General features: G+C 71.5%; 22 protein-coding genes and 1 pseudogene. 13 read left to right on the top strand and 10 right to left on the bottom strand.

Annotation, left to right across the window (positions count from 1 at the left end; genetic code table 11):
- Positions 1-95: 95 nt before the first annotated feature.
- Together D6270_RS33635 and D6270_RS12875 are read right to left on the bottom strand one after the other, a co-directional pair.
- Positions 96-2,737: pseudogene (locus D6270_RS33635) on the bottom strand (SUKH-4 family immunity protein).
- Complete coding sequence (locus tag D6270_RS12875; RefSeq protein ID WP_109165274.1) at positions 2,734-3,711, bottom strand: SMI1/KNR4 family protein; 978 nt, start codon at positions 3,709-3,711, stop codon at positions 2,734-2,736. Before D6270_RS12875 ends, D6270_RS33635 begins: the two are co-directional and overlap by 4 nt.
- Positions 3,712-3,947: 236 nt before the next feature.
- On the opposite strand from D6270_RS12875, the gene D6270_RS12880 reads away from it, so the two are divergent.
- Together D6270_RS12880 and D6270_RS12885 are read left to right on the top strand one after the other, a co-directional pair.
- Complete coding sequence (locus D6270_RS12880) at positions 3,948-4,481, top strand: YwqJ-related putative deaminase (protein WP_109165273.1); 534 nt, start codon at positions 3,948-3,950, stop codon at positions 4,479-4,481.
- A 10-nt stretch (positions 4,482-4,491) separates the two neighbouring features.
- Entirely contained in the window at positions 4,492-5,019 is a 528-nt protein-coding gene (locus D6270_RS12885; RefSeq protein WP_109165272.1) for an SUKH-3 domain-containing protein, read from the top strand.
- A gap of 175 nt (positions 5,020-5,194) precedes the next feature.
- On the opposite strand, the gene D6270_RS12890 is transcribed toward D6270_RS12885, so the two are convergent.
- Positions 5,195-6,529 (bottom strand): sensor histidine kinase, encoded by a 1,335-nt coding sequence (locus D6270_RS12890; protein WP_109165271.1) that lies wholly within the window; start codon positions 6,527-6,529, stop codon positions 5,195-5,197.
- Positions 6,530-6,598: 69 nt separating this feature from the next.
- Between D6270_RS12890 and D6270_RS33980 the strand changes: the two genes are divergently transcribed.
- The 6 genes from D6270_RS33980 to D6270_RS12920 all read left to right on the top strand — a co-directional run bounded on the left by D6270_RS33980 (position 6,599) and on the right by D6270_RS12920 (position 11,860).
- The gene (locus D6270_RS33980) at positions 6,599-6,943 is read left to right on the top strand and encodes a hypothetical protein (RefSeq protein WP_391040266.1); all 345 of its coding nucleotides are present in this window, start codon (positions 6,599-6,601) and stop codon (positions 6,941-6,943) included.
- A gap of 182 nt (positions 6,944-7,125) precedes the next feature.
- Complete coding sequence (glmU, locus tag D6270_RS12900; RefSeq protein WP_109165270.1) at positions 7,126-8,574, top strand: bifunctional UDP-N-acetylglucosamine diphosphorylase/glucosamine-1-phosphate N-acetyltransferase GlmU; 1,449 nt, start codon at positions 7,126-7,128, stop codon at positions 8,572-8,574.
- A gap of 120 nt (positions 8,575-8,694) precedes the next feature.
- Positions 8,695-9,672: a ribose-phosphate diphosphokinase gene (locus D6270_RS12905; RefSeq protein WP_030568593.1), complete on the top strand. Its 978-nt coding sequence runs from the start codon at positions 8,695-8,697 to the stop codon at positions 9,670-9,672.
- A gap of 206 nt (positions 9,673-9,878) precedes the next feature.
- Positions 9,879-10,469, top strand: coding sequence for a 50S ribosomal protein L25/general stress protein Ctc (locus tag D6270_RS12910; protein WP_109165269.1), 591 nt, complete (start codon positions 9,879-9,881; stop codon positions 10,467-10,469).
- 131 nt (positions 10,470-10,600) lie between these two features.
- Positions 10,601-11,194 (top strand): aminoacyl-tRNA hydrolase, encoded by a 594-nt coding sequence (pth, locus tag D6270_RS12915; protein ID WP_109165268.1) that lies wholly within the window; start codon positions 10,601-10,603, stop codon positions 11,192-11,194.
- A 195-nt stretch (positions 11,195-11,389) separates the two neighbouring features.
- Positions 11,390-11,860, top strand: a complete 471-nt coding sequence (locus D6270_RS12920) for a hypothetical protein (RefSeq protein ID WP_109165267.1) — start codon at positions 11,390-11,392, stop codon at positions 11,858-11,860.
- A gap of 29 nt (positions 11,861-11,889) precedes the next feature.
- Here D6270_RS12920 and ppc read toward each other — a convergent pair whose 3' ends face one another.
- Positions 11,890-14,619 (bottom strand): phosphoenolpyruvate carboxylase, encoded by a 2,730-nt coding sequence (gene ppc, locus D6270_RS12925; protein ID WP_109165266.1) that lies wholly within the window; start codon positions 14,617-14,619, stop codon positions 11,890-11,892.
- 396 nt (positions 14,620-15,015) lie between these two features.
- Here ppc and D6270_RS12930 point away from each other — a divergent pair, with 396 nt between their 5' ends.
- Positions 15,016-16,002 carry an acyl-CoA desaturase gene (locus tag D6270_RS12930; protein ID WP_109165265.1) on the top strand — a complete coding sequence of 329 codons (987 nt, stop codon included), beginning with the start codon at positions 15,016-15,018 and terminating at the stop codon, positions 16,000-16,002.
- On the top strand, positions 15,999-16,679 hold the full coding sequence (locus tag D6270_RS12935) for a TetR/AcrR family transcriptional regulator (protein WP_109165264.1): 681 nt from the start codon (positions 15,999-16,001) through the stop codon (positions 16,677-16,679). Before D6270_RS12930 ends, D6270_RS12935 begins: the two co-directional genes overlap by 4 nt.
- Positions 16,680-16,934: 255 nt before the next feature.
- On the opposite strand, the gene D6270_RS12940 is transcribed toward D6270_RS12935, so the two are convergent.
- Complete coding sequence (locus tag D6270_RS12940; RefSeq protein ID WP_109165263.1) at positions 16,935-17,315, bottom strand: VOC family protein; 381 nt, start codon at positions 17,313-17,315, stop codon at positions 16,935-16,937.
- Positions 17,312-18,136, bottom strand: a complete 825-nt coding sequence (locus D6270_RS12945; protein ID WP_109165262.1) for a trans-aconitate 2-methyltransferase — start codon at positions 18,134-18,136, stop codon at positions 17,312-17,314. Before D6270_RS12945 ends, D6270_RS12940 begins: the two co-directional genes overlap by 4 nt.
- Before the next feature lie 89 nt (positions 18,137-18,225).
- On the opposite strand from D6270_RS12945, the gene D6270_RS12950 reads away from it, so the two are divergent.
- Positions 18,226-18,723, top strand: coding sequence for a MarR family winged helix-turn-helix transcriptional regulator (locus tag D6270_RS12950; protein WP_084746825.1), 498 nt, complete (start codon positions 18,226-18,228; stop codon positions 18,721-18,723).
- Here D6270_RS12950 and D6270_RS12955 read toward each other — a convergent pair.
- Entirely contained in the window at positions 18,682-19,464 is a 783-nt protein-coding gene (locus tag D6270_RS12955; RefSeq protein ID WP_109165261.1) for a LuxR C-terminal-related transcriptional regulator, read from the bottom strand. The genes D6270_RS12950 and D6270_RS12955 overlap by 42 nt on opposite strands.
- A 281-nt stretch (positions 19,465-19,745) precedes the next feature.
- Here D6270_RS12955 and D6270_RS12960 point away from each other — a divergent pair, with 281 nt between their 5' ends.
- A complete protein-coding gene (locus D6270_RS12960) occupies positions 19,746-20,186 on the top strand; it encodes a GNAT family N-acetyltransferase (protein WP_109167470.1) in 441 nt (146 codons plus the stop codon).
- Between the two features lie 71 nt (positions 20,187-20,257).
- On the opposite strand, the gene galK is transcribed toward D6270_RS12960, so the two are convergent.
- Genes galK through galT form a run of 3 tightly spaced genes read right to left on the bottom strand, consistent with a single transcriptional unit; the run spans position 20,258 to position 23,453 of the window.
- Entirely contained in the window at positions 20,258-21,439 is a 1,182-nt protein-coding gene (galK, locus tag D6270_RS12965; RefSeq protein WP_109165260.1) for a galactokinase, read from the bottom strand.
- Positions 21,436-22,413, bottom strand: a complete 978-nt coding sequence (galE, locus tag D6270_RS12970) for a UDP-glucose 4-epimerase GalE (RefSeq protein ID WP_109165259.1) — start codon at positions 22,411-22,413, stop codon at positions 21,436-21,438. Before galE ends, galK begins: the two co-directional genes overlap by 4 nt.
- On the bottom strand, positions 22,410-23,453 hold the full coding sequence (gene galT, locus D6270_RS12975; protein WP_109165258.1) for a galactose-1-phosphate uridylyltransferase: 1,044 nt from the start codon (positions 23,451-23,453) through the stop codon (positions 22,410-22,412). The genes galE and galT overlap by 4 nt, the downstream gene beginning before the upstream one ends.
- Before the next feature lie 240 nt (positions 23,454-23,693).
- Between galT and D6270_RS12980 the strand changes: the two genes are divergently transcribed.
- Positions 23,694-25,364, top strand: a complete 1,671-nt coding sequence (locus D6270_RS12980; protein ID WP_109165257.1) for a sodium:solute symporter family protein — start codon at positions 23,694-23,696, stop codon at positions 25,362-25,364.
- The last annotated feature ends 17 nt before the right edge of the window (positions 25,365-25,381 follow it).

Raw genomic sequence — 25,381 nt, forward strand, 5'->3', positions numbered from 1 at the left:
AAAGCGATCGGCATCACACGCCCGGTACGCGGTGAGGCACCCGATCCGTCCCGGACCGGGTGCCTCGTACACCAGCTATCGGCCAGCGGTACGGATCAGAGCAGACCATCCCACATCTGCTCCAGCAGCACCGACCACCAGCTCTCCGGCGACGCCAGCGCCGCCGGATCCAGCGCCACCAGCTGTGCCTGGAAATCGACGGTCCAGCGCCCCGCCTGCTCCGGAGTCAGCCCGAACCGGAGCCGCCACATCCGGCCCAGCAGCGCCATCGACCGCACGAACTCCGGCAGCCCCGTGTTCACGAACTGCGGCGGAACCGGCTGACCGCCCGGACCCGCCTCCACCGGCACGGCCACGACGTTCGCCGTCCCGTACTGGACACAGATCGCGCGCCCGAAGTCCGTACCCATCACCAGGTACGACCCGGCGTCCGGCGCCGCCTGCACCTGCCGCTGCGCTGCCAGCTCGCCCAGCGTCGGCACCACCGGCTGCCCCGGCTGCGCCCAGAAGAACGGCCCGAAATCGGCGGGCAGCCCCGCCCAGACGAGGGTCCGCGCCACGATCTCCGGGACGCCCTGGCGCGACACCGCCCGCTGGTCGAACCGCAGGATCCCCTGCGGACCGAACGCCTGGAGCAGCTCCTCGGCCACCGCCTCCGGCGGCAGCGCGGGCGCGGGCGGCAGCTGCGGCAGCGGCGCCCGCACCGGGGCCGGCCGCGCCGGACCGTCCGCCACCTGGTGCAGCTCGCCCTGGTGGGTGAGCAGATGCTGCATGCCCTGCTGACGGCTCGCGTGATCGGTGCCGTACGGCGCCACGCTGGTGATCCGCACCTGCGGCCAGGTCTCCCGGATCATCCGGGCGCAGTACCCGCCCGGCAGCTCGCAGGACTCCAGCTCCGTGTGCAACTCGATCACCTGCTGCGGGGAGACGTTCATCGCCCGCAGCTCGTGCAGCATCTGCCACTCGGGGTGCGGGGTGCCCGGCGCCGAACGCCGGATCAGCTGCTGCTCACTGCCGTCCGGCGCCCGGAACCGCAGCACCGCCTGGTACCCCGGGCCCACGGTCGGCAGACCGCTCGGCTGCTGCGGATAGCCGTACGCGGGGGGCGGCGGGGTGTGCGGACCGGGACCCGGCGGAGTGTGTACGGGGCCGGGGGCGCCGCCCTGCGGAGCACCGGGCGGAGGCCCGGGAGGACCGGGCGGGCCCGGGACCGGGATCGGGCCGGAGTTCGCGAACATCGTCTCCGCGTGGTGCACCCCGCCGGGAGGCGGCGTGGAGCCGGGCGGAGGACCGGGGGGCCCGGGCGGGCCGGGGGGCCGCGGCGCTCCGGGCACGCCGGGCGGGCCCGGGGGCAACGGGGCGCCCGGGGTGCCGGGAGGGCCCGGCGGGCGGGGCGCACCCGGGGACGGGACGCCCGCGCCGACGCTGCTCCCGTCGGCGAGCATCGTCGCCGCGTGGTGGACCCCGCCGGGGGGCGGAGGAGGCGTGGCGCCGGGCGGACCGGGCGGCTGCGGGGCGCCGGACGGACCGGTCTGGGGGACGAGCTGCGTCGGGAGGTACCCGCCCGCCGGAGCCCCGGGCGCACCCGGACCCGAGGGCGGCGGTGTCGCACCGGGGCGTACGCCGGGGATGCCGGGTGCGCCGGGCGGCGGCGGGGGCGCCGAACCCGCCCCACGCGAACCGCGCGGCGGCACCACGGCCTTGCTGGTGGCCGCGTCCGCGATGTCCTCGGCGCCCTCGGAGGCCGGGGAGCCCTGGTCGGGCTTGAGCCTGGGGGCCACCTGCGTACGCGGGAGCTGGCTGCCGCCCGACATCAGCGCGGTGGGCGCCTCCGCCGACACCACCGGCGGCGGGGCCTCCTCGTCGTCCGTACCCGAGAGCGGCGGCGCGAACACCGTCGCGGGCAGCGGAACGGCCCCGTCGTCGGAGTCGGAGGAGTTGGTGTCCGTACCGGCCCACGGGGTCGCGTCGGCGGGCACGCCGTCGTTGGCGGTGGGCTCGTAGGCCGCCGCCCCGCCCACGCTGCCGCCTGCGGCGGGCCAGGAGGGGGAGGGGTGGGGGCCGAGGCCGGGGTGGCCGGGGGCGGTGTTCCGTCCGCGGGCTCATCGGCGGGGGCGGGCACGGGGGTTCCACCCGGCGCCGGGCCGGATGCGGGTCCGGCGGAGGCAGGTCCCGTAGACGTGGGTCCGGCCGACGCGGATCCGGTCGATGCCGGTCCGGTCGGCGTCGGCGTGGACGGCGAGGCGGATCCGGTCGAGGCGGACGCCGCGACGGGGGTGGAACCGGAAGCAGCCGCTGCCGCGGCCGCGTCCGCCTCCTCCTCCGCGGCCAGGCGCTCCGCCCGGTGATCCGGGATCCCCAGCTTGTCCGCCGCTTCCTGGAGCCACTCCGGAGGCGTCAGCAGGAACGACGTCTGGTTCAGGTCCACCCGCTGCGGCGGCTCCGGCGCGGGGGCCGGCGCACCCGCCGGGGCCCCGTACTCCTCCTCGTACCGCCGGATGACCTCACCCACCGGCAGCCCCGGCCACAACGTCGCCTCGCCGCTGTCCCGGGCGATCACCAGCCGTTGACGGCCGCCGTCCGAGACCGGGCCCTCCGCGCGGTCCTCGGCCCACACCACGAAACCCAGCTCGAACTCACGGACCCGGACCTCACGGTGCTGGTACGCGGGCACGTCGCCGTTGACCCACTCGTCCGCCCGCTCCTGCGCCTGCGCGAAAGTCACCACCGCGCTCACCCCTCCACCGGGACGGCGCGCGCGAAGCCGCCGTCCACCATCAGGTTCGCCACCGTCTCCAGCTCCGGCGGGTTGCCCGCCAGCCGCTGGAGGAAGGCGTCGAAGTCCGCACCGCACGGCAGCAACAGCCGCTCCACGCGCTCCTGCACGCTCCAGCCGTCCTGGTCACGGGCGTCGTCGTACGGGCAGAACCACACCGAACCGACGTCCTGCCCGCGCACCTTCACGGCCAGGATCCCGCCCTGGACGAAGGCGACGCCCAGGTAGTCCTTGGTGAAGTGGTCCCGCAGACACTTGTTCACGTACACCAGGTCGTTGACGGCCGCCTCGTCACGCACCGTGAAGAACGGCTGGTCCACCAGCAGCCCCAGCTCGGCGTCCAGCGCGGCCCCCACCGGGGCCGAACCGCCCGCCGCCTTGAGGAAGGAACGGTAGGCACCCGGCAGCCGGTAGCCGAGGTCCTCCTCGACGCCCTGGATCTGCTGCTCGCTCACCGCGACCGCCCCCTTGGGCAGCCGGAAATGCGCGGGGCGGGTCTCCTGCAACGGGCGCGTACCGCGCCGGTCCAGGTCCACCTCGGTCGTCGCCAGACCGCCGTGGTGACGGAGCAGCGCCTTCACCTCGACGGGCACCAGCTCCATCCGCCGGCCGCCCGCCACGTGGTGCCAGGTCCAGCCGTGCGGCGTCGCCACCGCCGAAATCGTGTCCCACAGCTCATGGCCGGCGGCCGCCATCGCCGCGTTCGCCGACACGTAGTCGGTCAGCCGCAGCTCGTCGACACCGAACCCCTGCGGGGGGTCGGCGATCTCCGCGGCGGCCCGCGCGTACGGCGAGAAATCCGGATGGCCGCTGTCGCCCACGCGCACACCTCTGGGGTGGCGGGACGCCCGGACCGGGTCCGGGAAGTGCACGACCTGACCGGCATAGGCCGCGTTCGGTGGCGCGGCTTGCTGCCCGAGCCGACCTGTCGTCATGGCGGTTGCCCCCTGCTGCGTCTGGTGGTTCCGCACAGCCTAAGCGGTGGGGCAACAGGCGGTCCCGTCCCGCCGATTCCGTCACGAACGGTCACGTGCGCGTGACGGTGAGGCGGCAGTGTCGCACCTTCCGGCGACACGCGCGCGTGTTTCACCGACCCAGCTTCCCCACGACGCGGCACATTTGGCAGGCTGTCCCCGCAACTCGGGGGATTGCAGGGAGGGACGACCGCACCATGCATTCAGTACAAACAGTCACAAATGGAACATCAGGGGACCCGCGACTCAACTGGAGCAGCACCGAGACCAGCCGCACGCCTCACCTGCTCCACCGCCGCGACGGGATCCTCCCCGCCGTGGCCGCCGCGCTGTCCGTACGCGGAGAGACGCTCACCTGCACCGCCGGCAAGGGGGACCAGCCGCCGGCTCTGCACCCGCTCGTCCAGGACTTCCTCGACGCCCTCACCAGCGGCCAGCGCGAACGCTTCACCGGCCGCTGCCCCGAGGCCATACTGCTCTCCCGGCAGCTCACCGCCACCGAGAGCGGCCGCTCCAAACGCGCCCAGCGAAAACCCCTGACCAACGGGGAGGCGCGGCGCGCGCTCAAGCACTCCCGGCTCACCGCCCGCCGCATCCGTGAGGACGGCGACCCGCTGCACGGCAGCTACGCACCGCCGTGCCGATCCTGTTCGGCGCTCCTCTCCCACTTCGGCGTACGCCCCGTCGACCTCACCACCACCGGCGCCGCGACCACCGCCGAGAAGGGCTGACCGCCCACCGATGCACGACCAGCAGCCGCACCTTCCGCAGCAGTCCCCGCACAACTCCACGCGCTTCCCCGTCGCCGTCGACGCCGCCCTCCGCGAGGCGGGGTGGCAGCCCGGGCGCTGGGACATCCGACAGGCCGAGGAGTGGGCCGACGCCCTGCGCGCCCACACCTCGCCGGCCGGGCACCGGCACGCGGTGTTCCCGGCGGCGGTGGAGGCCTGGGCGGAGTTCGGGGCCCTGCACATCACGGCGACCGCACCGGGCCGGCAGATCGCGCCCGCCGCCGTCCGCATGGACCCGCTGCACGGGCTGCACCTCGCCCGGACGCTGGGCGACCTGGGGCGGGCCCTGGAGACGGAGGTCGCCCCGCTGGGGGCGGAGGGCGAGGAGCAGGCGGTCCTGGCGATCGACACCGAGGGGCGGGTGTACAGCATCGATCACACGGGCGACTGGTTCCTGGGCCAGGACATCGACGAGGCGCTGGCAACGCTGATCACGGGCACGCAGCCGGCCCGCCTGTCCGGCCCGACGGGGGCGTGAGCCACATGGAGCCGCGGCGCGGCCCCTTCAGCCCGCCCGGCGTTCGAGGACGGAAGCCCGCGCCACTCCAGCCGGTCCGGCACTCGAGGACGGAACCCATGCCGGGGAGAGCGGCGACCCCTCCGTGCCCGGGGACGTGATGGCGCCAGTCCGCCCCGAGCGACGCTTCCCGTCCTCAAACGCCGGACGGGCTGGAACTGTCCGGCAGCACCGCTGACACCCGGAAGCCGCCCGCGTCCGTAGGACCGGACACGAACACACCCCCCAGCCCCAGCACCCGCTCCCGCATCCCCACCAACCCGTTCCCCCCGCTCGGCAGCCCCGCATCCGCCACCGCCGCGTCCGAAGGACCGTTCTCCACCTGCATCGCGACCTCGGCCCCCCGATGCGCCAGCCGCACCCACGTCTTCGCCCCCGCCGCGTGCTTGTGCACGTTCGTCAGCGCCTCCTGCACCACCCGGAACGCCGTCTGCTCCACCTCCGGCGCATACGGACGCAGCTCGCCGTCCACCGACAGCTCCACCACCATCCCCGCCTGCCGCGACTGCGCCACCAGCGCCTCCAGCTCGCTCAGCCGGGGCCCGTCCTCCGACGCCGCCGCGGCGACCGCCGCAGCAGCCTGCGCCACCGACGCCAGCGGAACCGCACCGCCACCCGCGGCGGCGGGCGCGATCAGCGCGTCCCCGCTCCGCAGCACCCCCAGCATCTCCCGCAGCTCCGTCAGCGCCTGCCGCCCCATGTCCCCCACCAGCGCCGCGTTCCGCACCGCCTTCGCCGGGTCCTTCGGGGCGACGGCCTGAAGCGCGGCGGCGTGCACCACCATCAGGCTCACCCGGTGGGCCACCACGTCATGCATCTCCCGCGCGATCCGGGTCCGCTCCTCCGTACGCGCCCACTCGGCCCGCTCCTCCGCCCGGTCCGCCAGCAGCGACAGCTCCCGCTCCAGCGAGTCCGCCCGCTCCCGCAGGCTCTCCATCAGACGGCGCCGCGCCCCTATGTAGAGGCCGAACAGCACGGCGGGAGCCGTCAGCCCCACCGCCATGAACACCGACACCAGCGGCACATACCAGTCCCCCGGCCCGAAGTCGGCCTCCTCCGCCACGGTCTGGCGCAGCCGTACGTAGGTGACGATGAACGTGCCCACCAGGGCCATCCCCGCCAGGACGACGGTGATCCGGCGCGGCACCTCGGACGCGGCCAGCGTGTACAGGCCCACCAGGGCCATCAGGAAGCCCATCTCGGCCGGCGTCATCGCGATGGTCACGAGCACCACGGCGATCGGCCACCGCCGCCGCACCACCAGCACCGAACCCGCCAGCAGCCCGAACACCACGCCCAACGGCACCGGCAGCCCGGTGTTCCCGGCGAACTCCACCCCCTCCAGGGCGCACTCCAGCGCCGATACCAGCGCCAGTCCGACGTCCAGGGCGACACTGCGCCGCCGCTCCCACCACCAGTAGCCGCGGGTGGTCGATCCCGCCGCCTCCCGGTCTGCCCCCGTTGCGGTCATGGCATCCAGCCTACGGGCGGACGCATCCCCTTTTCCGTTGACCGGCAACAGCACGTTCCGCGTTCGAACGTGCACGAAACGCACGCCGATCGCCCGAAATGGCGAACCGACCGCACTTTCGACCCGGAGGTTCGCGTTCCGGACGGCGATCGCCGTATGACGGAAACCACCAGCGAGTACGCCGACTTCGAGGGCCTCACCGGCGCCAGAACCGCGGCGTTCGGCAAAACATCGATCAAGAAGCACATACCGAAGACGAACCGTAAGAACGTCGGCGAGAACCACTACGGCTGCCTTGCCGTAGGCGTCCCGAAAAGCGCCGAGCTGTACCGTCGCATCGAAGGCTCCTGGTACGGCATAGTGTTGGGTGCCAGTCCGGCGAGCCGACGCGATGTCCGGTTTAGTCGGAATTGATCCCCCATGGTGTAATCAGGCAGCACTGCGAGTTTTGGTCTCGTATGTCCAGGTTCAAATCCTGGTGGGGGAGCCTAGGCACGCGGGCCCCGACCACACCGGTCGGGGCCCGCCCCCGTTTCCACCGGAAACACCCCCGGTATCCTGCGGATGACCACCACCCGAAGCCGAAGGGCACATCCGTGAGCGCAACCAGCCCGGCAGCCGTCGTCGTCCTCGCAGCGGGTGAGGGCACCCGTATGAAGTCGAAGACACCCAAGGTCCTGCACGAGATCTCCGGGCGCTCGCTCGTCGGACATGTCGTCGCCGCCGCCCGTGAGCTGGACCCCCAGCACCTCGTCGTGGTCGTCGGCCACGCCAGTGAGCAGGTCACCGCGCATCTGAACGCCGGCGACGAACCCGTGCGCACCGCCTTCCAGGCCGAGCAGAACGGGACCGGGCACGCCGTCCGGATGGGGCTCGAAGAGCTCGGCGGAACCGTCGACGGCACCGTGATCGTCGTCTGCGGCGACACCCCGCTGCTCTCCGGCGAGACGCTCGGCGCGCTCGCCGCCACCCACGCCGCCGACGCCAACGCGGTGACCGTCCTGACCGCCGAGGTCCCGGACTCCACCGGTTACGGGCGGATCGTGCGCGACCCGGCCACCGGTGCGGTCACCGAGATCGTGGAGCACAAGGACGCCACCGACGAGCAGCGCGCGATCCGCGAGATCAACTCCGGGGTGTTCGCCTTCGACGGGTCGCTCCTGGCCGACGCGCTGGGCAAGGTGCGCACCGACAACAGCCAGGGCGAGGAGTACCTCACCGATGTGCTCTCCATCCTCCGCGAGGCCGGGCACCGCGTCGGGGCGTCCGTGGCGGGCGACCACCGCGAGATCCTCGGCATCAACAACCGGCTCCAGCTCGCCGAGGCCCGCCGGCTGCTGAACGAGCGGCTGTTGGAGCGCGCGATGCTCGCGGGCGTGACCGTCGTGGACCCGGCGTCCACGCTGATCGACGCGACGGTGACGTACGAGCGTGACGCGGTCGTGCACCCGGGGACCCAGCTGCTGGGGACGACGTATCTCGGCGAGGACTGCGAAGTCGGGCCGAACTCCCGGCTCAAGGACACCCTCGTGCACGCCGGGGCCCGTGTCGACAACTCCGTGACCGACTCGGCCGAGATCGGGGCGGGGGCCTCCGTCGGGCCGTACGCGTATCTGCGGCCGGGGACGCGGCTGGGGGTCAAGGCCAAGGCCGGTACGTACGTGGAGATGAAGAACGCCACCGTCGGGGAAGGGACCAAGGTCCCGCACCTCAGCTACGTCGGTGACGCGACCATCGGCGATCACACCAACATCGGTGCCGCCAGCGTCTTCGTGAACTACGACGGGGTGGCCAAGCACCACACGACGATCGGTTCTCACTGCCGTACCGGTTCGGACAATATGTTTGTGGCACCCGTCACGGTCGGGGACGGGGTCTACACCGCCGCCGGGTCGGTCATCACGAAGGACGTCCCCTCCGGTTCGCTCGCCGTGGCCCGGGGCCAGCAGCGGAATATCGAGGGTTGGGTGGCCCGGAAGCGTCCGGGCAGCGCCGCCGCTCAGGCTGCTCAGGCGTCGTCGCAGGGAGCCGACGGCGAAAGCTGACCGGAAACAGGTGCGCCGGTGACGGCGTACCGTGATAGATGCTCACCCCATTTCGGCTGGCTCGTTGCACATCGGGACCTATGCGTGCAGCGCCAGATACACGTCTGAGGAGACTGTGCTGTGACCGGGATCAAGACGACCGGCGAGAAGAAACTGATGCTCTTCTCCGGCCGCGCCCACCCCGAGCTGGCCGAGGAGGTCGCACATCAACTGGGTGTCGGTCTCGTGCCGACGAAGGCCTTCGATTTCGCCAACGGTGAGATCTACGTACGGTTCCAGGAGTCGGCACGTGGCGCGGACTGCTTCCTGATCCAGAGCCACACGGCTCCGATCAACAAGTGGATCATGGAGCAGCTGATCATGCTGGACGCGCTCAAGCGCGCGTCGGCCCGCTCCATCACGGTGATCGTGCCGTTCTACGGGTACGCCCGCCAGGACAAGAAGCACCGCGGCCGTGAGCCGATCTCGGCCCGTCTGATCGCGGACCTGATGAAGACGGCGGGTGCGGACCGGATCCTCACCGTCGATCTGCACACCGACCAGATCCAGGGCTTCTTCGACGGCCCGGTGGACCACCTGTTCGCGCTGCCGATCCTGGCGGACTACGTGGGCGCGAAGGTCGACCGCTCCAAGCTGACGATCGTGTCGCCGGACGCGGGCCGGGTGCGGGTCGCGGACCGCTGGTGCGACCGGCTGGACGCGCCGCTGGCGATCGTGCACAAGCGGCGTGACAAGGACGTGCCGAACCAGGTCTCGGTCCACGAGGTCGTCGGTAACGTCGAGGGCCGGGTCTGCGTGCTGGTCGACGACATGATCGACACCGGTGGCACGATCTGCGCCGCCGCGGACGCGCTGTTCGCGCACGGTGCGGAGGACGTCATCGTGACGGCGACGCACGGGGTGCTGTCGGGTCCGGCGGCGGACCGGCTGAAGAACTCGAAGGTGAGCGAGTTCGTCTTCACGGACACGCTGCCGACCCCGGGTGAGCTGGAGCTGGACAAGATCACCGTGCTGTCGATCGCGCCGACGATCGCGCGTGCGGTGCGTGAGGTGTTCGAGGACGGTTCGGTGACGAGCCTCTTCGAGGAGCAGGGCTGACATCAGGCCCTGTGGCCTGCTGTTGATCCACTTTGGGGTACGGCCTCCCCGCCGGGTAGACTCACCGAGTTGCTCGGCGAGGGAGGCCGTACCCGTGTGTACGGGGCTCCGTTATCGACGCGCTCTTCGTAGCAGGCCTGTCGTGGGCCGGGTGACCGTTCGAGATCCGTTTCCGACGGTTCCGCCACCTGACGAGGAGTGCAACCATGGCTGAGATCAAGCTCGCCACCGAGGTCCGTACCGAGTTCGGCAAGGGCGCCGCCCGCCGTATCCGTCGTGCCAACCAGGTCCCCGCGGTCGTCTACGGCCACGGCGCCGAGTCGGTCCACATCACGCTGCCGGGCCACGAGCTGCTGCTCGCGCTCCGTACGGCCAACGTGCTCATCGGCCTGGAGATCGACGGCAAGGACACGCTGGTCATCCCGAAGGCCGTGCAGCGCCACCCCCTCAAGGGCACCATCGAGCACGTCGACCTGCTGACCGTGAAGCGCGGCGAGAAGGTCAACGTCGAGATCGCGGTGCACGCCGAGGGCGACCTGGCGCCGGGCGCCAACCTGCTGGAGTTCGTGCAGAACACGCTGCTCGTCGAGGCCGAGGCCACCCACATCCCCGAGTCCGTGACGGTCTCCGTCGCGGGCCTGGACGCCGGTGACTCGATCGTCGCCAAGGACATCAAGCTGCCCAAGGGCTCCACGCTGGCCGGTGACGAGGACGCCATCGTGATCCAGGTCGTCGCCGCGCAGGCCGAGGAGCCGTCCGCGGAGGAGGCCGCCGAGGCCGAGGGCACCGAGGCCTGAGCCCTCGCCGCTCCCGTTCCACCTGCTTGACGTTCCACCTGCTTGACTGACGGGGTGGTGGTTCCCTTCCGGGGAGCCGCCGCCCCGTTCGCCTGCCATCCCCTGTCCCCGTACGAGGAGACCGAGCGCTGATGTCCGACGCCACCGACCCCTGGCTCATCGTGGGCCTCGGCAACCCCGGCCCCGAGTACGCGGCGAACCGGCACAACGTCGGGTTCATGGTGGCCGATCTGCTGGCGACACGGATCGGCGGGAAGTTCAAGCGGGCGCAGAAGGCGCAGGCGCAGGTGGTGGAGGGGCGGATCGGTCCGCCGGGTCCGGGGAGCCGGCGGGTGGTGCTGGCGAAGCCGATGTCGTACATGAATCTGTCGGGCGGGCCGGTGACGGCGCTGCGGGACTTCTACAAGGTGCCGACGGATCACATCGTGGCGGTCCATGACGAGCTGGACATCGACTACGGGATGCTGCGGCTGAAGCTGGGCGGCGGGGACAACGGGCACAACGGGCTGAAGTCGATGACGAAGTCGATGGGTCCGGACTATCACCGGGTGCGGTTCGGGATCGGGCGGCCGCCGGGGCGGATGCAGGTCGCGGACTTCGTGTTGAAGGATTTCGGGTCGGTGGAGCGCAAGGAGCTGGCGTTCCTGGTGGACCGGGCGGCGGACTCGGTGGAGTGTCTGCTGGCGGAGGGGCTGGAGCGGGCGCAGAGCGCGTACAACGCCTGAGCCGCGGTCTGTTCGCGTTCGCCCCTGACGCGTAACCACTCCTGAGGCCCGGCAGACGTTCCGTGGCGGGTACGGCTCCAACCCGTCGACCTGCGCTTCCCTGCCGCGCACAACTCCTGACATTCCTGTCGCTCGTGGGGCGTTTTCCGGCCGCAGGTTGACCGGGGGCTCTGCTCTGGCCAAGGATCTGCCCCCATGAAGCGGAGCTCTTCCCAGCGCGCGGCGTTCGTGGGCCGTCGGACGGTGATGGGGCTGGTGGCCCTGGTGCTGCTGGTCGCGGGGGTGTGGTCGTCGTGGGACACCGCGCACCATGTCGTGCTGGCCAAGGGGCGTGAGCACGGCACGCTGACGGTGACGGAGTGCGGCCGGGAGAGCTGCACCGGCCGGTACGAGCCGGACGCGATGTCGCCGGAGCGGGCGCGGGTGACGGTGGAGCGGTCGGTCGCGGCGGAGGAGGGCGACCGGTTTCCGGTGGTGGTGAAGCCCGGTACCGATGCGGTGGTCCGCACGGGGGTGCCGGGCTTTCTGCATGCCTGGCTGCCGCTGAGCGGGGCGATGGTGCTGGCCGGGCTCGTGATCGGCGGTGGGATGCGGATGACGCGTACGGCGTGGGGGTTCGGAACGGCGGGGGCGGCCCTGCTGGTGGCGACGTTCGTCGCGCTGTAGCAGGGCCGCCCCTTCGACGTACGGCGTACTCAGCCGGTGTTGCGCAGGCCCGCCGCGACACCGTTGACGGTGAGCAGCAGGGCGCGGGCGAGCAGCGGGTCGGGCTCTTCGCCGCGCTCGACGGCCTGGCGCTGGCGGGCCAGCAGGGAGACCTGGAGGTAGGAGATCGGGTCCAGGTAGGCGTCGCGGATGGCGAAGGTCTGCTGGAGCGCCGGGCTGGTGCCGAGGAGTTCGGTGGAGCCGGTGACCTTGAGGACTTCGCTCACGGTCAGGGCGTGCTCGGCCTCGATGGCGTCGAAGACGTGCTTCAGCTCGTCGGGGACGAGCGTGTCGACGTAGTGCCGGGCGATGCGCAGGTCGGTCTTGGCGAGCGTCATCTCCACGTTGGAGAGGAAGTTGCGGAAGAAGTGCCAGTGCTCGTGCATCTCGTCGAGGACGGTGTCGAGTCCGGCTTCGCGCAGGGCCTTGAGGCCGGAGCCGACGCCGAACCAGCCGGGCACGATCTGCCGGGACTGGGTCCAGCCGAAGACCCACGGGATGGCGCGGAGGCCGTCGAGTGAGACGCCGGAGCCGGGGCGGCGGGAGGGCCGTGAGCCCAGGTGGAGGTCGGCGAGCTGGTCGACCGGGGTGGAGGCGAGGAAGTAGGAGGGCAGGTCGGGGTCTTCGACGAGCTTGCGGTAGGCGTTGTGGGCGGCGTCGGAGACGGTGTCCATGGCCGCGTCCCAGCGGGCGAGGGCCTCGTCGGACTGGCGGGGTGCGGTGTGCAGGGCGGAGGCCTGGAGGGTGGCCGCGACGGTCAGTTCCAGGTTCTCGCGGGCGAGGGCGGGGATGAGGTACTTGTCGGAGATGACCTCGCCCTGCTCGGTCACCTTGATCTCGCCCTCCAGGGTTCCCCAGGGCTGGGCGAGGATCGCGTCGTGGGAGGGGCCGCCGCCGCGGCCGACGGTGCCGCCGCGGCCGTGGAAGAGGCGCAGGCGTACGCCGTAGCGGTGGGCGACGTCGCGGAGGCGTCGCTGGGCGCGGTGGATCTCCCACTGGGAGGTGGTGATGCCGCCGAACTTGGAGGAGTCGCTGTAGCCGAGCATGACCTCCTGGACGTCGCCGCGCAGCGAGACGAGGCGGCGGTAGGAGGGGTCGGCGAGCATCTCGTCGAGGATGACGTCGGCGGCCTTGAGCTCGTCGGTGGTCTCCAGGAGCGGGACGATGCCGATCTTGGCCCAGCCGGCGTGGAGGTCGAGGAGTCCGGCCTCGCGGGCGAGGACGGCGGCGGCGAAGACGTCGTCGGCACCCTGGCACATCGAGATGATGTAGGACTCGATGACTTCGGGGCCGAAGCGTTCGAAGGCTTCCTTGATGGTGTGGAAGACGCCGAGGGTCTTCTCGCCGGCCGCGTCGAGGGGGGCCGGGGTGGGGGCGAGTGGCCGGCGCGAGCGCAGCTCCTTGGCGAGGAGCTTCTGCCGGTAGTCGCGGGGCATGTCGGCGTAGCGCCAGGACTCCTCGCCGAGGCGGTCGAAGAGCTGGCCGAGCGCGTGGTGGTGGGCGTCGGCGTGTTCGCGTACGTCCATGGTGGCGAGCTGGAGGCCGAACGCGGCGAGCGTGCGGATGGTGCGGTCCATGCGGCCGTCGGCGAAGAGGCCGCCGCGGTGCTCGCGCAGGGAGGTCTGGATGAGGGCCAGGTCGGCGAGGAGCTCGGAGGTGCCGAGGTAGTCGCAGCCGGGGCGGTGGGGGGTGCCCTTGGCGAGGCGCTCGCGGGTGTTGACGAGCTTCTGCCGGATGCAGGTGGCCTTGAGGCGGTAGGGCTCCTCGGCGTTCAGCCGCTTGTAGCGGGGGCTGATCTCGGGGAGGCGTTCCAGGTCGGCCTGGAGGGAGGTGAGCAGCTCGTCGGTGGCGCCCGTGTAGCGGATGGAGTTGGAGAGCAGGCCGCGCAGGTAGTCGATGAGTTCGAGTGCGTCGGTGATGCCGTGCTCGTGCTGGAGGATCAGGACGTCCCAGGTGACGGCGGGGGTCACGTTGGGGTTGCCGTCGCGGTCGCCGCCGATCCAGGTGCCGAAGGTGAGGGGGCGGGTGCCGGCGGGGAGTTCGACGCCGACGCGCTCCAGTTCGGCGGCGAGGTCTTCGAGGACGTCGCCGACGGCGTTGGCGTGCAGTTCGTCGAGGTAGTAGATGGCGTTGCGGGCCTCGTCGGCGGGCTCCGGGCGGACGACGCGGAGTTCGTCGGTCTGCCAGATGAGGTCGATGTTCTCGGCGAGCCGGAGGTCGTGGCGGCGGCGGTCGGCCTCGATGACCGGGGTCTCCAGCAGCTCGGCGATGCGGCGGAGCTTGTTGAGGACCGAGCGGCGGGCGGCCTCGGTGGGGTGGGCGGTGAAGACCGGCCGGACGTTCAGGTTCTTGACGGTGGCGCGCAGGTGCTCGGGGTCGGCGTCCTTGAGCCGGTCGGCGGTGCGGGCCAGGAGTCCGCCCTCGGCCGCGCGGCGGTCGCGCATCTCGTGGGCGCGGTGGACCTGCTCGGTGACGTTGGCGAGGTGGAAGTAGGTGGAGAAGGCGCGCACGAGCTGTGCGGCGGTCTCCAGGTCGGTGTCGCCGAGGAGTTCGGCCGCCGCTTCGCCGTCGGTGCGGGTCAGGGCGCGTACCCGCTCGACGAGGTCGAGGAGTTCCTGGCCTTCCTGGCGTACGAGGGTCTCGCCGAGGAGGTCGCCGAGGCGGCGGATGTCGGCGCGCAGCTCGGGGCTGGCGGCGGGGGTCTGGTCGGCACTGCTCACAGTGTGCGGCTCCTTGCAGTGAATGAGGAGGTGCGTCGCTTCGGCGTCTCCCGTGGCGGTGCTGATGGGTGTGGGAGGCGCGTGGCGGGTTACGGGGCCTGCGGCAGGCAGCGGTGCTGTCGCCACGCCCCGACGAGCGGGTGCGGACCGCGCTGTCCGACCCTTCCAGGATAGGTGTCCTCGCCTTCGGCGTGTCCGCAGCCCTGGCGGGGGCCGGAGAACGGCGTCGGCACCCAGTGCCCTACCCCTCGGGCAGGCGGACTACCGCGTACGACGGACTGGACCGGGTTCTCGTGTTGTGGGTCCCGTCACTGTCATACTTACCAAGCCGTAGGTTACGGAACCGTAGCCACGGCCGTCCGAGCACCGCTTCCTCACCCTCCGGGGGACTCCCCTATGCCGTCCACGCCCGATGTGATCGACGAGACCGGCCCATCCGCCACCGCCATCGCTTCCCTTCCCCCCGCCACGCTGGGCGGGGACAAGAAGAGGTCGATCGAGCAGTTCGCGCTGCTGGCGTTCATCGTGGTGCCGTTCGTGGCCCTGGTGGCGGCGGTGCCGCTGGCGTGGGGGTGGGGGGTGAGCTGGCTGGACGTCGGGCTGATGGTGGCGATGTACTTCATCGGCTGCCACGGCATCACGATCGGTTTCCACCGGTACTTCACGCACGGTTCGTTCAAGGCGAAGCGTCCGCTGCGGATCGCGCTGGCCGTGATGGGTTCGCTGGCGGTGGAGGGGCCCCTGGTGCGGTGGGTGGCCGATCACCGCAAGCACCACAAGTTCTCGGACGCGGAGGGCGACCCGCATTCGCCGTGGCGGTTCGGGGAGAGCCTGCCGGCCCTGATGAAGGGCCTGTGGTGGGCGCACATCGCGTGGATGTTCGACGAGGAGCAGACCCCGCAGCAGAAGTACGCCCCCGATCTGATCAAGGACCCGGCGATCCGGGGCATCTCGCGCCACTTCCTCTCCTTCACCATCGTCTCCCTGGCGATCCCGCCTCTGGTGGGCGGCCTGGTGACGATGTCGTGGTGGGGTGCGGCGACGGCGTTCTTCTGGGGTTCGCTGGTACGGGTCGCGCTGCTGCACCACGTGACGTGGTCGATCAACTCGATCTGCCACGCGGTCGGCAAGCGCCCCTTCAAGTCCCGTGACCGTTCGGGGAACGTGTGGTGGCTGGCGGTGCTGTCGTGCGGCGAGTCGTGGCACAACCTGCACCACGCGGACCCGACGAGCGCGCGGCACGGGGTGATGCGGGGGCAGATCGACTCCAGCGCCCGGTTGATCCGCTGGTTCGAGCAGCTGGGGTGGGCGTCCGACGTGCGGTGGCCGGACGCGGCCCGTATCGATGCCCGGCGCACGCCCGTACCGGCCGACCCGGCATGATTGACGACGTGGCGACCGACGGCAGCAGCGAGAAGAGCAGACCCACCTCCTCCCGGCGGGCCCGGCGCGTCCGCATGACCGGCAAGGAGCGCCGCGAGCAGCTGCTGGACATCGGCCGTGCCCTCTTCGCCGACAAGGGGTTCGAGGGTACGTCGGTGGAGGAGATCGCGGCCCGCGCCGGGGTCTCCAAGCCGGTGGTGTACGAGCACTTCGGCGGCAAGGAGGGCCTGTACGCGGTGGTCGTCGACCGCGAGATGCGCCAGCTGCTGGACATGGTGACGGGGGCGCTCACGGCGGGCCATCCGCGCGAGCTGCTGGAGCAGGCGGCGTTCGCGCTGCTGGACTACATCGAGTCGTACACGGACGGTTTCCGGATCCTGGTCCGGGACTCCCCGGTGGCGCAGTCGACGGGCACGTTCGCCTCCCTGATCAGCGATATCGCCACGCAGGTGGAGGACATCCTGGGGCTGGAGTTCAAGGCCAGGGGCTTCGACCCGAAGCTGGCCCCGCTGTACGCGCAGGCGCTGGTGGGGATGGTGGCGCTGACCGGCCAGTGGTGGCTGGACGTCCGCAAGCCGAAGAAGGCGGAGGTCGCGGCGCACCTGGTCAATCTGTGCTGGCACGGGCTGGAGAACCTGGAGTCGAAGCCGCGGCTGATAGGGCACCGGAAGAGCTGATCCTCGAACCCGTTCGCACTCCGTCACCCGCCGTGAGGACGGCCACGGTTGTCCCGCCGTGGTGTGGTCGGCAGGGCAGAGGATCCCGCCCCTGCGAGGAACCATGACCGCCGGGCCGACGACCGCGCACAGCTCCCCCGGCCGGTGCCCCCGCAGGGCGGATACACCTCCTCGCCGTGGAAGTCGTCTCCCCCGGCTCCGAGGCCCGTGGACATCGGCATCTCGGCGGACGCGCTCAAGGAGCTCCGGAGCGCCTCACACGGCGTCCGGCTCCAGGAATTCCAGGCGGTTGCCCGCCGGGTCGTGGGCGTAGAAGCGGCGGTGGCCGGGGAGGGCGCCGTCCCAGGTGACCTCCACGCCGTGGGCCTCCAGGCGGGCCGCGTACCCCTCGATCCCTGTCACGCGCAGGCCCGGGTGGGCCTTCTTCGCGGGGTGGAAGTCCTTCTCGATGCCCAGGTGCAGCTGGACGGGGCCGGCGGCGAACCAGCAGCCGCCGCGGGCGGCCAGTACCGGGGGTTTCGGGATCTCGGTCATGCCCAGGGCGTCGGCGTAGAAGGCGCGCAGGGCGTCCTCGGAGCCGGGCGGGGCGGCGAGCTGGACGTGGTCGACGGCGGCGAGGCCCACCCGATCGGTCATGACGTCTCCTTGCGGGCCACGGCGAAGATGCGGCGGAACGGGAAGACCGTGCCGTACGGGCCCGGCGGGTACGCCTCCCGCAGCAGGTCGCGGTAGTCGGTGAGGAACGCGTCGCGGGCGTCGGGGTCGTCGGCCAGGGCGGTGAGGACGGGGCGCAGGGCGGTGCCCTTGACCCAGTCCAGGACCGCGTCGTCGCCGTGCAGGGTCTGGAGGTAGGTGGTCTCCCAGACGTCCGCGGTGCAGCCCAGGTCCCGGAGGCGGGTGAGGTAGTCGGTGGGGTCCAGGACGGCGGCGGTGCGGTCACCGGTGCCGTGGAGGCGGGGGCGCCAGCGGTCGGAGTCGCGGAGGCGGGCCAGGAGGGTGTGGCTGGGGGCGGTGAAGTTGCCGGGGACCTGGAAGGCGAGGGTGCCGCCGGGGGCGAGGGCGTCGATCCAGCGGGGGAAGTACGCGGCGTGGCCGGGGATCCACTGGAGCGCGGAGGTGGAGACGATCAGGCCGTACGTCTCGGTGGGCGTCCAGGTGGCGGCGTCGGCCCGGGCGAAGTCGAGGAGGGGCGGGCGGGCGTGGGCGGCGGCCTCTGCGAGCATCTGCGGGGAGGTGTCGTAGCCGGTGATGCGGGCCTGGGGCCAGCGGTCGGCGAGGAGGGCGGTGACGTTCCCGGCGCCGCAGCCGAGGTCGGCGATGCGGGGTGCGGGGTGGCCGGGGAGGTCGCCGATCCGGGCCAGCAGGTCGTGGAAGGGGCGGGTGCGGTGGTCCGCGTGGCGCAGGTACTGCTGCGGGTCCCAGGTGGGGTCGGGCGTGGATGGCGGCGTGGATGTCATGGGAAACAGGATCACGCTCACAATATCTTGATGTCAAGACACTTGAATTCAAGAGACTTCATGTCGACAGACCCTCTACACTGATCCACATGGAGGACGAGGTCGACCGACTGGTCGCAGCATGGCGCCGGGAGCGCCCCGACCTCGACGTGGAACCGCTCGAGGTGCTCAGTCGCGTCTCCCGCCTGGCGCGCCACCTCGACCGGGCCCGCCGCATAGCGTTCGCCGAGCACAACCTGGAGCCGTGGGAGTTCGACGTACTGACCTCCCTGCGCCGGGCCGGTGCCCCCTACCAGCTCTCCCCGGGGCAGCTGCTGACCCAGACCCTGGTCACCTCGGGCACGATGACCAACCGCATCGACCGGCTCACCAAGAAGAACCTGGTGGAGCGGCTCCCCGACCCCAGCGACCGGCGCGGCGTCCTGGTCCGGCTGACCGCCGAGGGGCGCGACAAGGCCGACCAGTCGCTGGCCGGGCTCCTCGACCAGGAGCGGGCCATCCTCGGTGAGCTCTCCCGCCACCAGCGTGGTGAACTGGCCGGGCTGCTACGCCAGTTGACTGCCCCGTTCGACAACATCCCCGGCTAGCCGGACCGTTACCGGCTCCGCCGGGCCCACCCCGGCCCGCCGGGCGAGCGCCACGGCGGCCAGCGTCGAGTGCACCCCGAGCTTGCCCAGCACGTTCTGCATATGCGTACGGACCGTGTGCGGGGAGAGGAACAGCCGCTCCGCGACCGCCTTCCGCCCCAGCCCCGCCACCATGCAGCGCAGCACCTCACGCTCGCGCGGCGTCAGCGACTCCACCAGCTGTTCGCTCTCGGTGCGGTGCTTGCGGGTCGCCGTCAGCTCCCGCAGGACCCCGGTCAGCAGGGCCGGCGGCAGATGGGTCTCGTCGCGCAGCACGCCCCGGATCACCGTCAGCAGCCGTTGCAGCGAGCAGTCCTTGGCCACCCACCCCGAAGCGCCCGCCTGGAGCGCCCGGGCGGCGCTGCGCGGGTCGTCCTTCTCCGCGAGCACCACCGAGCGGACGCCGGGCCGGGCCGCGCGGACCTGGGCGACCAGCGAGATCCCGTCGACGAGGGCCTGCTCCTCCGGCCGGGGCCCGGGGAGCGCCGGGGCGCCGCCGGTGGCCAGGGCGCCCAGCTCGGCGTCGACCAGGATCACGTCGTACGGGCGCGCCTCGGCGGTCGCGCGCTCCAGTGCGCGCAGCGCGGCCGGGCCGCTGCCCGCCGCCGCCACGTCCACGTCCGGTTCGGCCGCGAGGGCCGCCGCGAGCGATTCGGCGAAGATGCGGTGGTCGTCGACCACCAGAACCCGGATTCGAGCCACAGAGAGACCCCCATCGGCGGGGGCGGACAGCTGCGGGTACGGCGCCTGGATCTTCCGGCGGGCCCGTGGCCTGCCTTCCGGGTGGCCCGTGGTGCTCCGACCGCCGTCGTATGCACCGCCTGCCACCCCGCTCCGGGCGCCGTACCCGACTCTCTCGCCCCCTGATTCGGCACCGGCCCCCACCGGTGCTGGGATCAGCGTACGGGCGGGGGCCGGAGGGGGGAGGCGATTCGCGGAACTGGTGGCCCGGGGTGGGCACCTGGGTGTTTATGGTGGGGTTCATGTTCCGTCTTGAGACAGAAGTAGACAAAGAACGTCGCACTCTGCTGAGCGGGCGTCTGCGCGAGGACAACAGGGCGGCGTCGCCCGCCCTGCGCGCCCTGCTCTCCACCTCCGCCGAGCACGAAACCCCGCTGGAGGTCTGGGCGCTGGACGAGCACGGCGCGGTCGCCGGCGGGCTGACCGGGCGGACCTGGGCGTACTGGCTCCATGTCGAACTGCTCTGGGTCGACGCCCGCCACCGCGGCTCCGGCCTCGGCTCCCAACTCCTCGCCGAGGCCGAGCGGGTGGCCCGCACCGAGCGGGCCTGCACCCGCTCCCGGCTGGAGACCTGGGACTTCCAGGCCCCGGACTTCTACCGGAAGCAGGGGTACGAGGAGATCGGCCGGGTCGAGGAATACCCGCCCGGCGTCACCGAGTTCATCCTCACCAAGCAGCTCTGAACAGCCCCTGCCCGTAAAGCGGTTCAGCTCAGCCGGCGTGAGCCGGTTCAGCTCGGGAGGCGTGAGCCGGTTCAGCTCAGCCGGCGCGCTCCCGCCGACGGGACGGCAGCGAAGATGCCCGGCGCCGCGTGCCCGGCCCCGGCGAACGCCTTCGTGACGGCCTCCGCCACCGCGTCGGCCTCCGCCGCCTCCACCAGCACGATCGCCGAGCCGCCGAAGCCGCCGCCGGTCATGCGCGCTCCGAGCGCCCCGGCCTCCCGTGCCGCCGCGACCGCCAGGTCCAGCTCGGGGCAGGAGACCCGCAGGTCGTCGCGGAGCGAGCGGTGGCCCTCGTCCAGGACCGGTCCGGCCGCCCGCACGTCGCCCGCGTCCAGCAGGGCGATGACCTGCTCCACCCGGCGGTTGTCGCCGACGACATGGCGTACGTAACGGATGACGGACTCGTCCGCCCCGGCGTCCGCGAGGGTGGTCAGGGCCGCGTCGAGACCGTCGTACGGGAGGTCGCGCAGGGTGGGTATCCCGAGGAGCCGGGCGCCCTCCTCGCAGCCGGCCCGGCGCTCCGCGTACGCCCCGTCGCCGAGCGCGTGCTTGACCCGGGTGTCGACGACCAGGAGCGTGAGGCCCTGGGCGGCCAGGTCGAAGGGGACCTGGCGCAGGCTGAGGTCGCGGGTGTCCAGGTGCAGGGCGTGGCCCTCGGTGCAGCAGGCCGACGCCATCTGGTCCATGATCCCGCAGGGCACGCCGACGAAGTCGTTCTCGGCGCGACGCCCGATGACGGCCAGTTCCGGTCCGCTCAGGCCGAGTTGGAACAGGTCGTTGAGCGCCAGCGCCGTGACGGTCTCCAGGGCGGCGGAGGAGGAGAGCCCGGCGCCGGTGGGGACGGTGGAGGTGAGCGCGATGTCGGCCCCGGTGACCGGGTGGCCGGCCTCGCGCAGCGCCCAGACCACGCCCGCCGGGTAGGCGGCCCAGCCGTGGCCGGAGTGCGGGGCCAGCTCCTCGACGCGCAGGGAGACGACGCCGCCGGGCACGTCGGTGGAGTACAGCCGCAGGATGCCGTCGGCGCGCGGGGCGACGGCGGCGCGGGCGGTGTGCGGGAGGGCGAGCGGCATGACGAAGCCGTCGTTGAAGTCGGTGTACTCGCCGATGAGGTTCACCCGTCCGGGTGCCGCCCATATGCCGTGGGGTGCGGCCCCGTACAGCTCGGTGAAGGTGGCGGCGGGGTCGGGCCCGGTCCGCGCGACGGTCTCGGTCATGGGGTGGTGGTCTCCTCTCGGCGGGCGAACTCCCAGGCGTCGGCGACGATTCCGGCCAGGTCGGCGCGGGACGGCTGCCAGCCGAGGCGTTCGACGGCGGTGGCGGCGGAGGCGACGAGGACGGCCGGGTCGCCGCCTCGGCGCGGGGCCGGGGTCTCGGGAATCGGGTGGCCGGTGACCTTGCGGACGGTCTCGATGACCTCGCGGACCGAGAAGCCGTTGCCGTTGCCGAGGTTGCAGATGAGGTGCTCGCCGGGGGCGGCGGCGGTCAGGGCGAGGAGGTGGGCCTCGGCCAGGTCGGCGACATGGATGTAGTCGCGGACGCAGGTGCCGTCGGGGGTGGGGTAGTCGTCGCCGTAGACGGAGATCGACTCCCGCTTGCCCAGGGCCACTTGGAGGACGAGCGGGATGAGGTGGGACTCGGGGGTGTGGCGTTCGCCGCACCTTCCGTACGCCCCGGCCACGTTGAAGTAGCGCAGTGAGACGGCGGCCAGGCCGTGGGCGGTCGCCTCGCCGCTGATCATGTGGTCGACGGCGAGCTTGGAGGCGCCGTACGGGCTGGTGGGGGCGGTGGGGTCGGTCTCGGTGATGGGGGTGGAGACCGGCTCGCCGTAGGTGGCGGCGGTGGAGGAGAAGACGAGGGTGCGCACGCCGTGTTCGCGCATCGCGGCGAGGAGGGCGGTGGTGCCGCCGACGTTGTTGACCCAGTATTTCTCCGGGTCCACGACGGACTCGCCGACCTGGGAGTACGCGGCGAAGTGGAGGACCCCGTCGTAGGAGGGGTCCAGGTGGCGGGCGGCGTCCTGGATGCGGCCCTCGATGAAGGTGGCGCCGGCCGGGACGCCTACCCGGAAGCCGGTGGAGAGGTCGTCCAGGACGGTGACCGTGTGCCCGGCCTCCAGCAGGTGCTGGGCCACGACACTGCCGACGTATCCGGCCCCGCCGGTGACCAGGTACTTCTTCGGCTCGCTCATTCGCTCGCTACCTCTCGCAGTCGCTCGGCCGCAGCTTCCGGCGGCACGTCGTTGATGAACACACTCATGCCGGATTCGGAACCCGCGAGGAACTTCAGCTTGCCGGAGGTCCGGCGAATGGTGAAAAGCTCCAGATGCAGGGCGAAGTCCTCCCGGCCGTCCACCCCGAACGGTGCCTGGTGCCAGGCGGAGATGTACGGGGTCGGCGGCTCGCCGGGTCCGAAGATCCGGTCGAAGCGCCTCAAGAGTTCCAGATAGACCTGGGGGAACTCCGTCCGGGCGGCCTCGTCGAGTGCGGGCAGGTCGGGGACGCGGCGGCGGGGGTGAAGGTGGACCTCGTAGGGCCAGTGCGCCGCGTACGGGACGTAGGCGATCCAGTGGTCCGTGGCGAGGACGACCCGGGTGCCCTCCTTCTCCTCGCGGGCGACCACGTCGTCGAAGAGGTTCCCGCCGGTCTCCTCGCGGTGGCGGGCGGCCGAGCGGAGCATCAGCTCGGTGCGCGGGGTGACGAAGGGGTAGCCGTAGATCTGGCCGTGCGGATGGCCGAGGGTGACGCCGATCTCGGCGCCGCGGTTCTCGAAGCAGAAGACCTGGGTGACCTGGTCGAGGGCGGAGAGCGCGGCGGTGCGGTCGGTCCAGGCGGCGAGGACGAGCGCGGCCTGCTCCTCGGTGAGGTCGGCGAAGGACGCGTCGTGGTCGGAGGTGAAGCAGACGACCTCGCAGCGGCCGGAGTCGCCGGCGAGGGAGGGGAAGCGGTTCTCGAAGACGGCGACGTCGTAGTGGCTGTCGGGGATCTCGCTGAGGCGGCCGTCCCGGGTGGGGCAGAGGGGGCAGGCGTCGGCGGGCGGGTGGTAGGTGCGGGCCTGGCGGTGCGAGGCGACGGCGACCGCGTCGCCGAGCAGCGGGTCACGGCGGATCTCCGAGGAGGTCGACACGGCGTCGAGGGGGCGCCGGTCGACGGCGTCGCGGACGGCGCCGTCCGCGGAGTCGTAGTAGATCAGCTCACGGCCGTCGGCCAGACGCGTAACCGTCTTCTTCACCAGGGTCCTCCACCCGTTCCCCCAACCAACATAAACGCACATAACAAATCACAAACGAACACCCTCGTCAATGGCCGCCACCGCTGCGGACCATGCGCACGCCTTCCGTATGGCATACCCGGACATTCCCCCACCCTCGATCACGATCGAACAAAGAACCCCAACGAAACTGTTCATTTAACGAACACAGAGGCGTAAGTTCCCTCGGGTTCAGTTCGCGCAACGAAGCGAGTACCCCCCATGCAGACACTGGCCGAAGGGCTCCGTCTCCCCACGAACGGGCTCGACTACGCCATCCTGGCGATCTACTTCGTCGTCGTCCTCGGCATCGGCTTCATGGCCCGCGCCAGTGTGAGGACGAGCCTCGACTTCTTCCTCTCCGGACGGTCCCTGCCCGCCTGGGTGACCGGTCTCGCCTTCGTCGCGGCCAATCTCGGGGCCACCGAGATCCTCGGCATGGCGGCGACCGGCGCGCAGTACGGCGTAGCGGTGGTCCACTGGTACTGGATCGGCGCCATCCCCGCCATGGTCTTCCTCGGCCTGGTGATGATGCCGTTCTACTACCGCTCCAAGGTGCGCTCCGTACCGGAGTTCCTGCTCCAGCGGTTCGACAAGTCCGCCCACCTGCTGAGCTCCATACTCTTCGCCTTCGCGGCGATCCTCATCGCGGGCGTCAACCTCTACGCCCTGTCGATCGTCGTGGAGGCGCTCCTGGGCTGGCCGCAGTGGGTCGCGATCGTCGTCGCGGGCCTGTTCGTGCTGGTCTACATCACCATCGGCGGGCTCTCCTCGGCGATCTACAACGAGGTGCTCCAGTTCTTCGTCATCCTCGCCGCGCTGATCCCGATCACCGTGCTGGGCCTCAAGCGGGTCGGCGGCTGGGACGCGATGAGCGAGTCGCTGACCAAGCAGCACGGCGGCGACTTCATGACGGCCTGGGGTGGCACCGGCATCGGTGACGCCAACCCGCTGGGCGCCAACTGGCTGACGATCATCCTCGGCCTCGGCTTCGTGCTCTCCTTCGGCTACTGGACGACGAACTTCGCCGAGGTGCAGCGCGCCCTCTCCGCGAAGAACCTCTCCGCCGCCAAGCGCACCCCGCTGATCGCCGCCTTCCCGAAGATCTTCATCGTCTTCGCGGTGATGATCCCGGGCCTCGTCGCGGCCGTGATCGTGCCGCAGATCGGCACCCCGGACTCGGACCTCACGTACAACGACGCGATCCCGCTGCTGATGCAGGAGCTGCTGCCCAACGGCGTGCTCGGCATCGCGGTGACCGGTCTGCTCGCCGCGTTCATGGCGGGCATGGCGGCCAACGTGTCCTCGTTCAACACGGTGTTCACCACCGACATCTGGCAGCGGTACGTGGTGAAGGACAAGCCGGACACGTACTACCTGAGGTTCGGCCGGCTGATCACGGCGATCGGTGTGCTGGCCTCGATCGGTACGGCGTTCATCGCGGCGAGCTTCTCGAACATCATGAGCTACCTGCAGACGCTGTTCTCGTTCTTCAACGTGCCCATGTTCGTCGTCTTCATCATCGGTATGTTCTGGAAGCGCGCTTCCATGAAGTCCGGTGTCTGGGGGCTGGTCGCGGGGACCGGCGCCGCGATGGTCAACTACTTCTGGATCTACAAGGGCGGGGTCATCGACATCCCGTCCGACCAGGGCGCCAACTTCGTCTCCGCGATCGTCGGGTTCGTCGCCGGGGCCGTCGTCATGGTCCTCGTCACGCTCTTCACCGCGCCGAAGCCCGACGCGGAGCTGGCCGGTCTGGTGTACGGGACCGTCTCCCCCGACCCCGACGAGGCGCTGGAGGAGGCCGACAAGGCCTGGTACCGCAAGCCCGCGCTGCTCGGCTGGGGCGCGATCGTGCTCGCCGCCCTGTGTTACGTCCCGTACTCGTTCTGACACTTCCGATCGGAGGA

This window comes from Streptomyces griseus subsp. griseus (assembly GCF_003610995.1).
Lineage (GTDB): Bacteria > Actinomycetota > Actinomycetes > Streptomycetales > Streptomycetaceae > Streptomyces.

Coding starts and splice junctions, on each gene's coding strand:
- D6270_RS12920 (WP_109165267.1), top strand. CDS start 11,390: ATGAAGCGGAGCTCTTCCCAGCGCGCGGCGTTCGTGGGCCGTCGGACG.
- D6270_RS12960 (WP_109167470.1), top strand. CDS start 19,746: ATGTTCCGTCTTGAGACAGAAGTAGACAAAGAACGTCGCACTCTGCTG.
- D6270_RS12950 (WP_084746825.1), top strand. CDS start 18,226: ATGGAGGACGAGGTCGACCGACTGGTCGCAGCATGGCGCCGGGAGCGC.
- D6270_RS12935 (WP_109165264.1), top strand. CDS start 15,999: ATGATTGACGACGTGGCGACCGACGGCAGCAGCGAGAAGAGCAGACCC.
- D6270_RS12885 (WP_109165272.1), top strand. CDS start 4,492: ATGCACGACCAGCAGCCGCACCTTCCGCAGCAGTCCCCGCACAACTCC.
- D6270_RS12875 (WP_109165274.1), bottom strand. CDS start 3,711: ATGACGACAGGTCGGCTCGGGCAGCAAGCCGCGCCACCGAACGCGGCC.
- D6270_RS12945 (WP_109165262.1), bottom strand. CDS start 18,136: ATGACATCCACGCCGCCATCCACGCCCGACCCCACCTGGGACCCGCAG.
- galK (WP_109165260.1), bottom strand. CDS start 21,439: ATGACCGAGACCGTCGCGCGGACCGGGCCCGACCCCGCCGCCACCTTC.
- pth (WP_109165268.1), top strand. CDS start 10,601: ATGTCCGACGCCACCGACCCCTGGCTCATCGTGGGCCTCGGCAACCCC.
- D6270_RS12930 (WP_109165265.1), top strand. CDS start 15,016: ATGCCGTCCACGCCCGATGTGATCGACGAGACCGGCCCATCCGCCACC.
- D6270_RS12880 (WP_109165273.1), top strand. CDS start 3,948: ATGCATTCAGTACAAACAGTCACAAATGGAACATCAGGGGACCCGCGA.
- D6270_RS12890 (WP_109165271.1), bottom strand. CDS start 6,529: ATGACCGCAACGGGGGCAGACCGGGAGGCGGCGGGATCGACCACCCGC.
- galE (WP_109165259.1), bottom strand. CDS start 22,413: ATGAGCGAGCCGAAGAAGTACCTGGTCACCGGCGGGGCCGGATACGTC.
- D6270_RS12910 (WP_109165269.1), top strand. CDS start 9,879: ATGGCTGAGATCAAGCTCGCCACCGAGGTCCGTACCGAGTTCGGCAAG.
- D6270_RS12940 (WP_109165263.1), bottom strand. CDS start 17,315: ATGACCGATCGGGTGGGCCTCGCCGCCGTCGACCACGTCCAGCTCGCC.
- D6270_RS12980 (WP_109165257.1), top strand. CDS start 23,694: ATGCAGACACTGGCCGAAGGGCTCCGTCTCCCCACGAACGGGCTCGAC.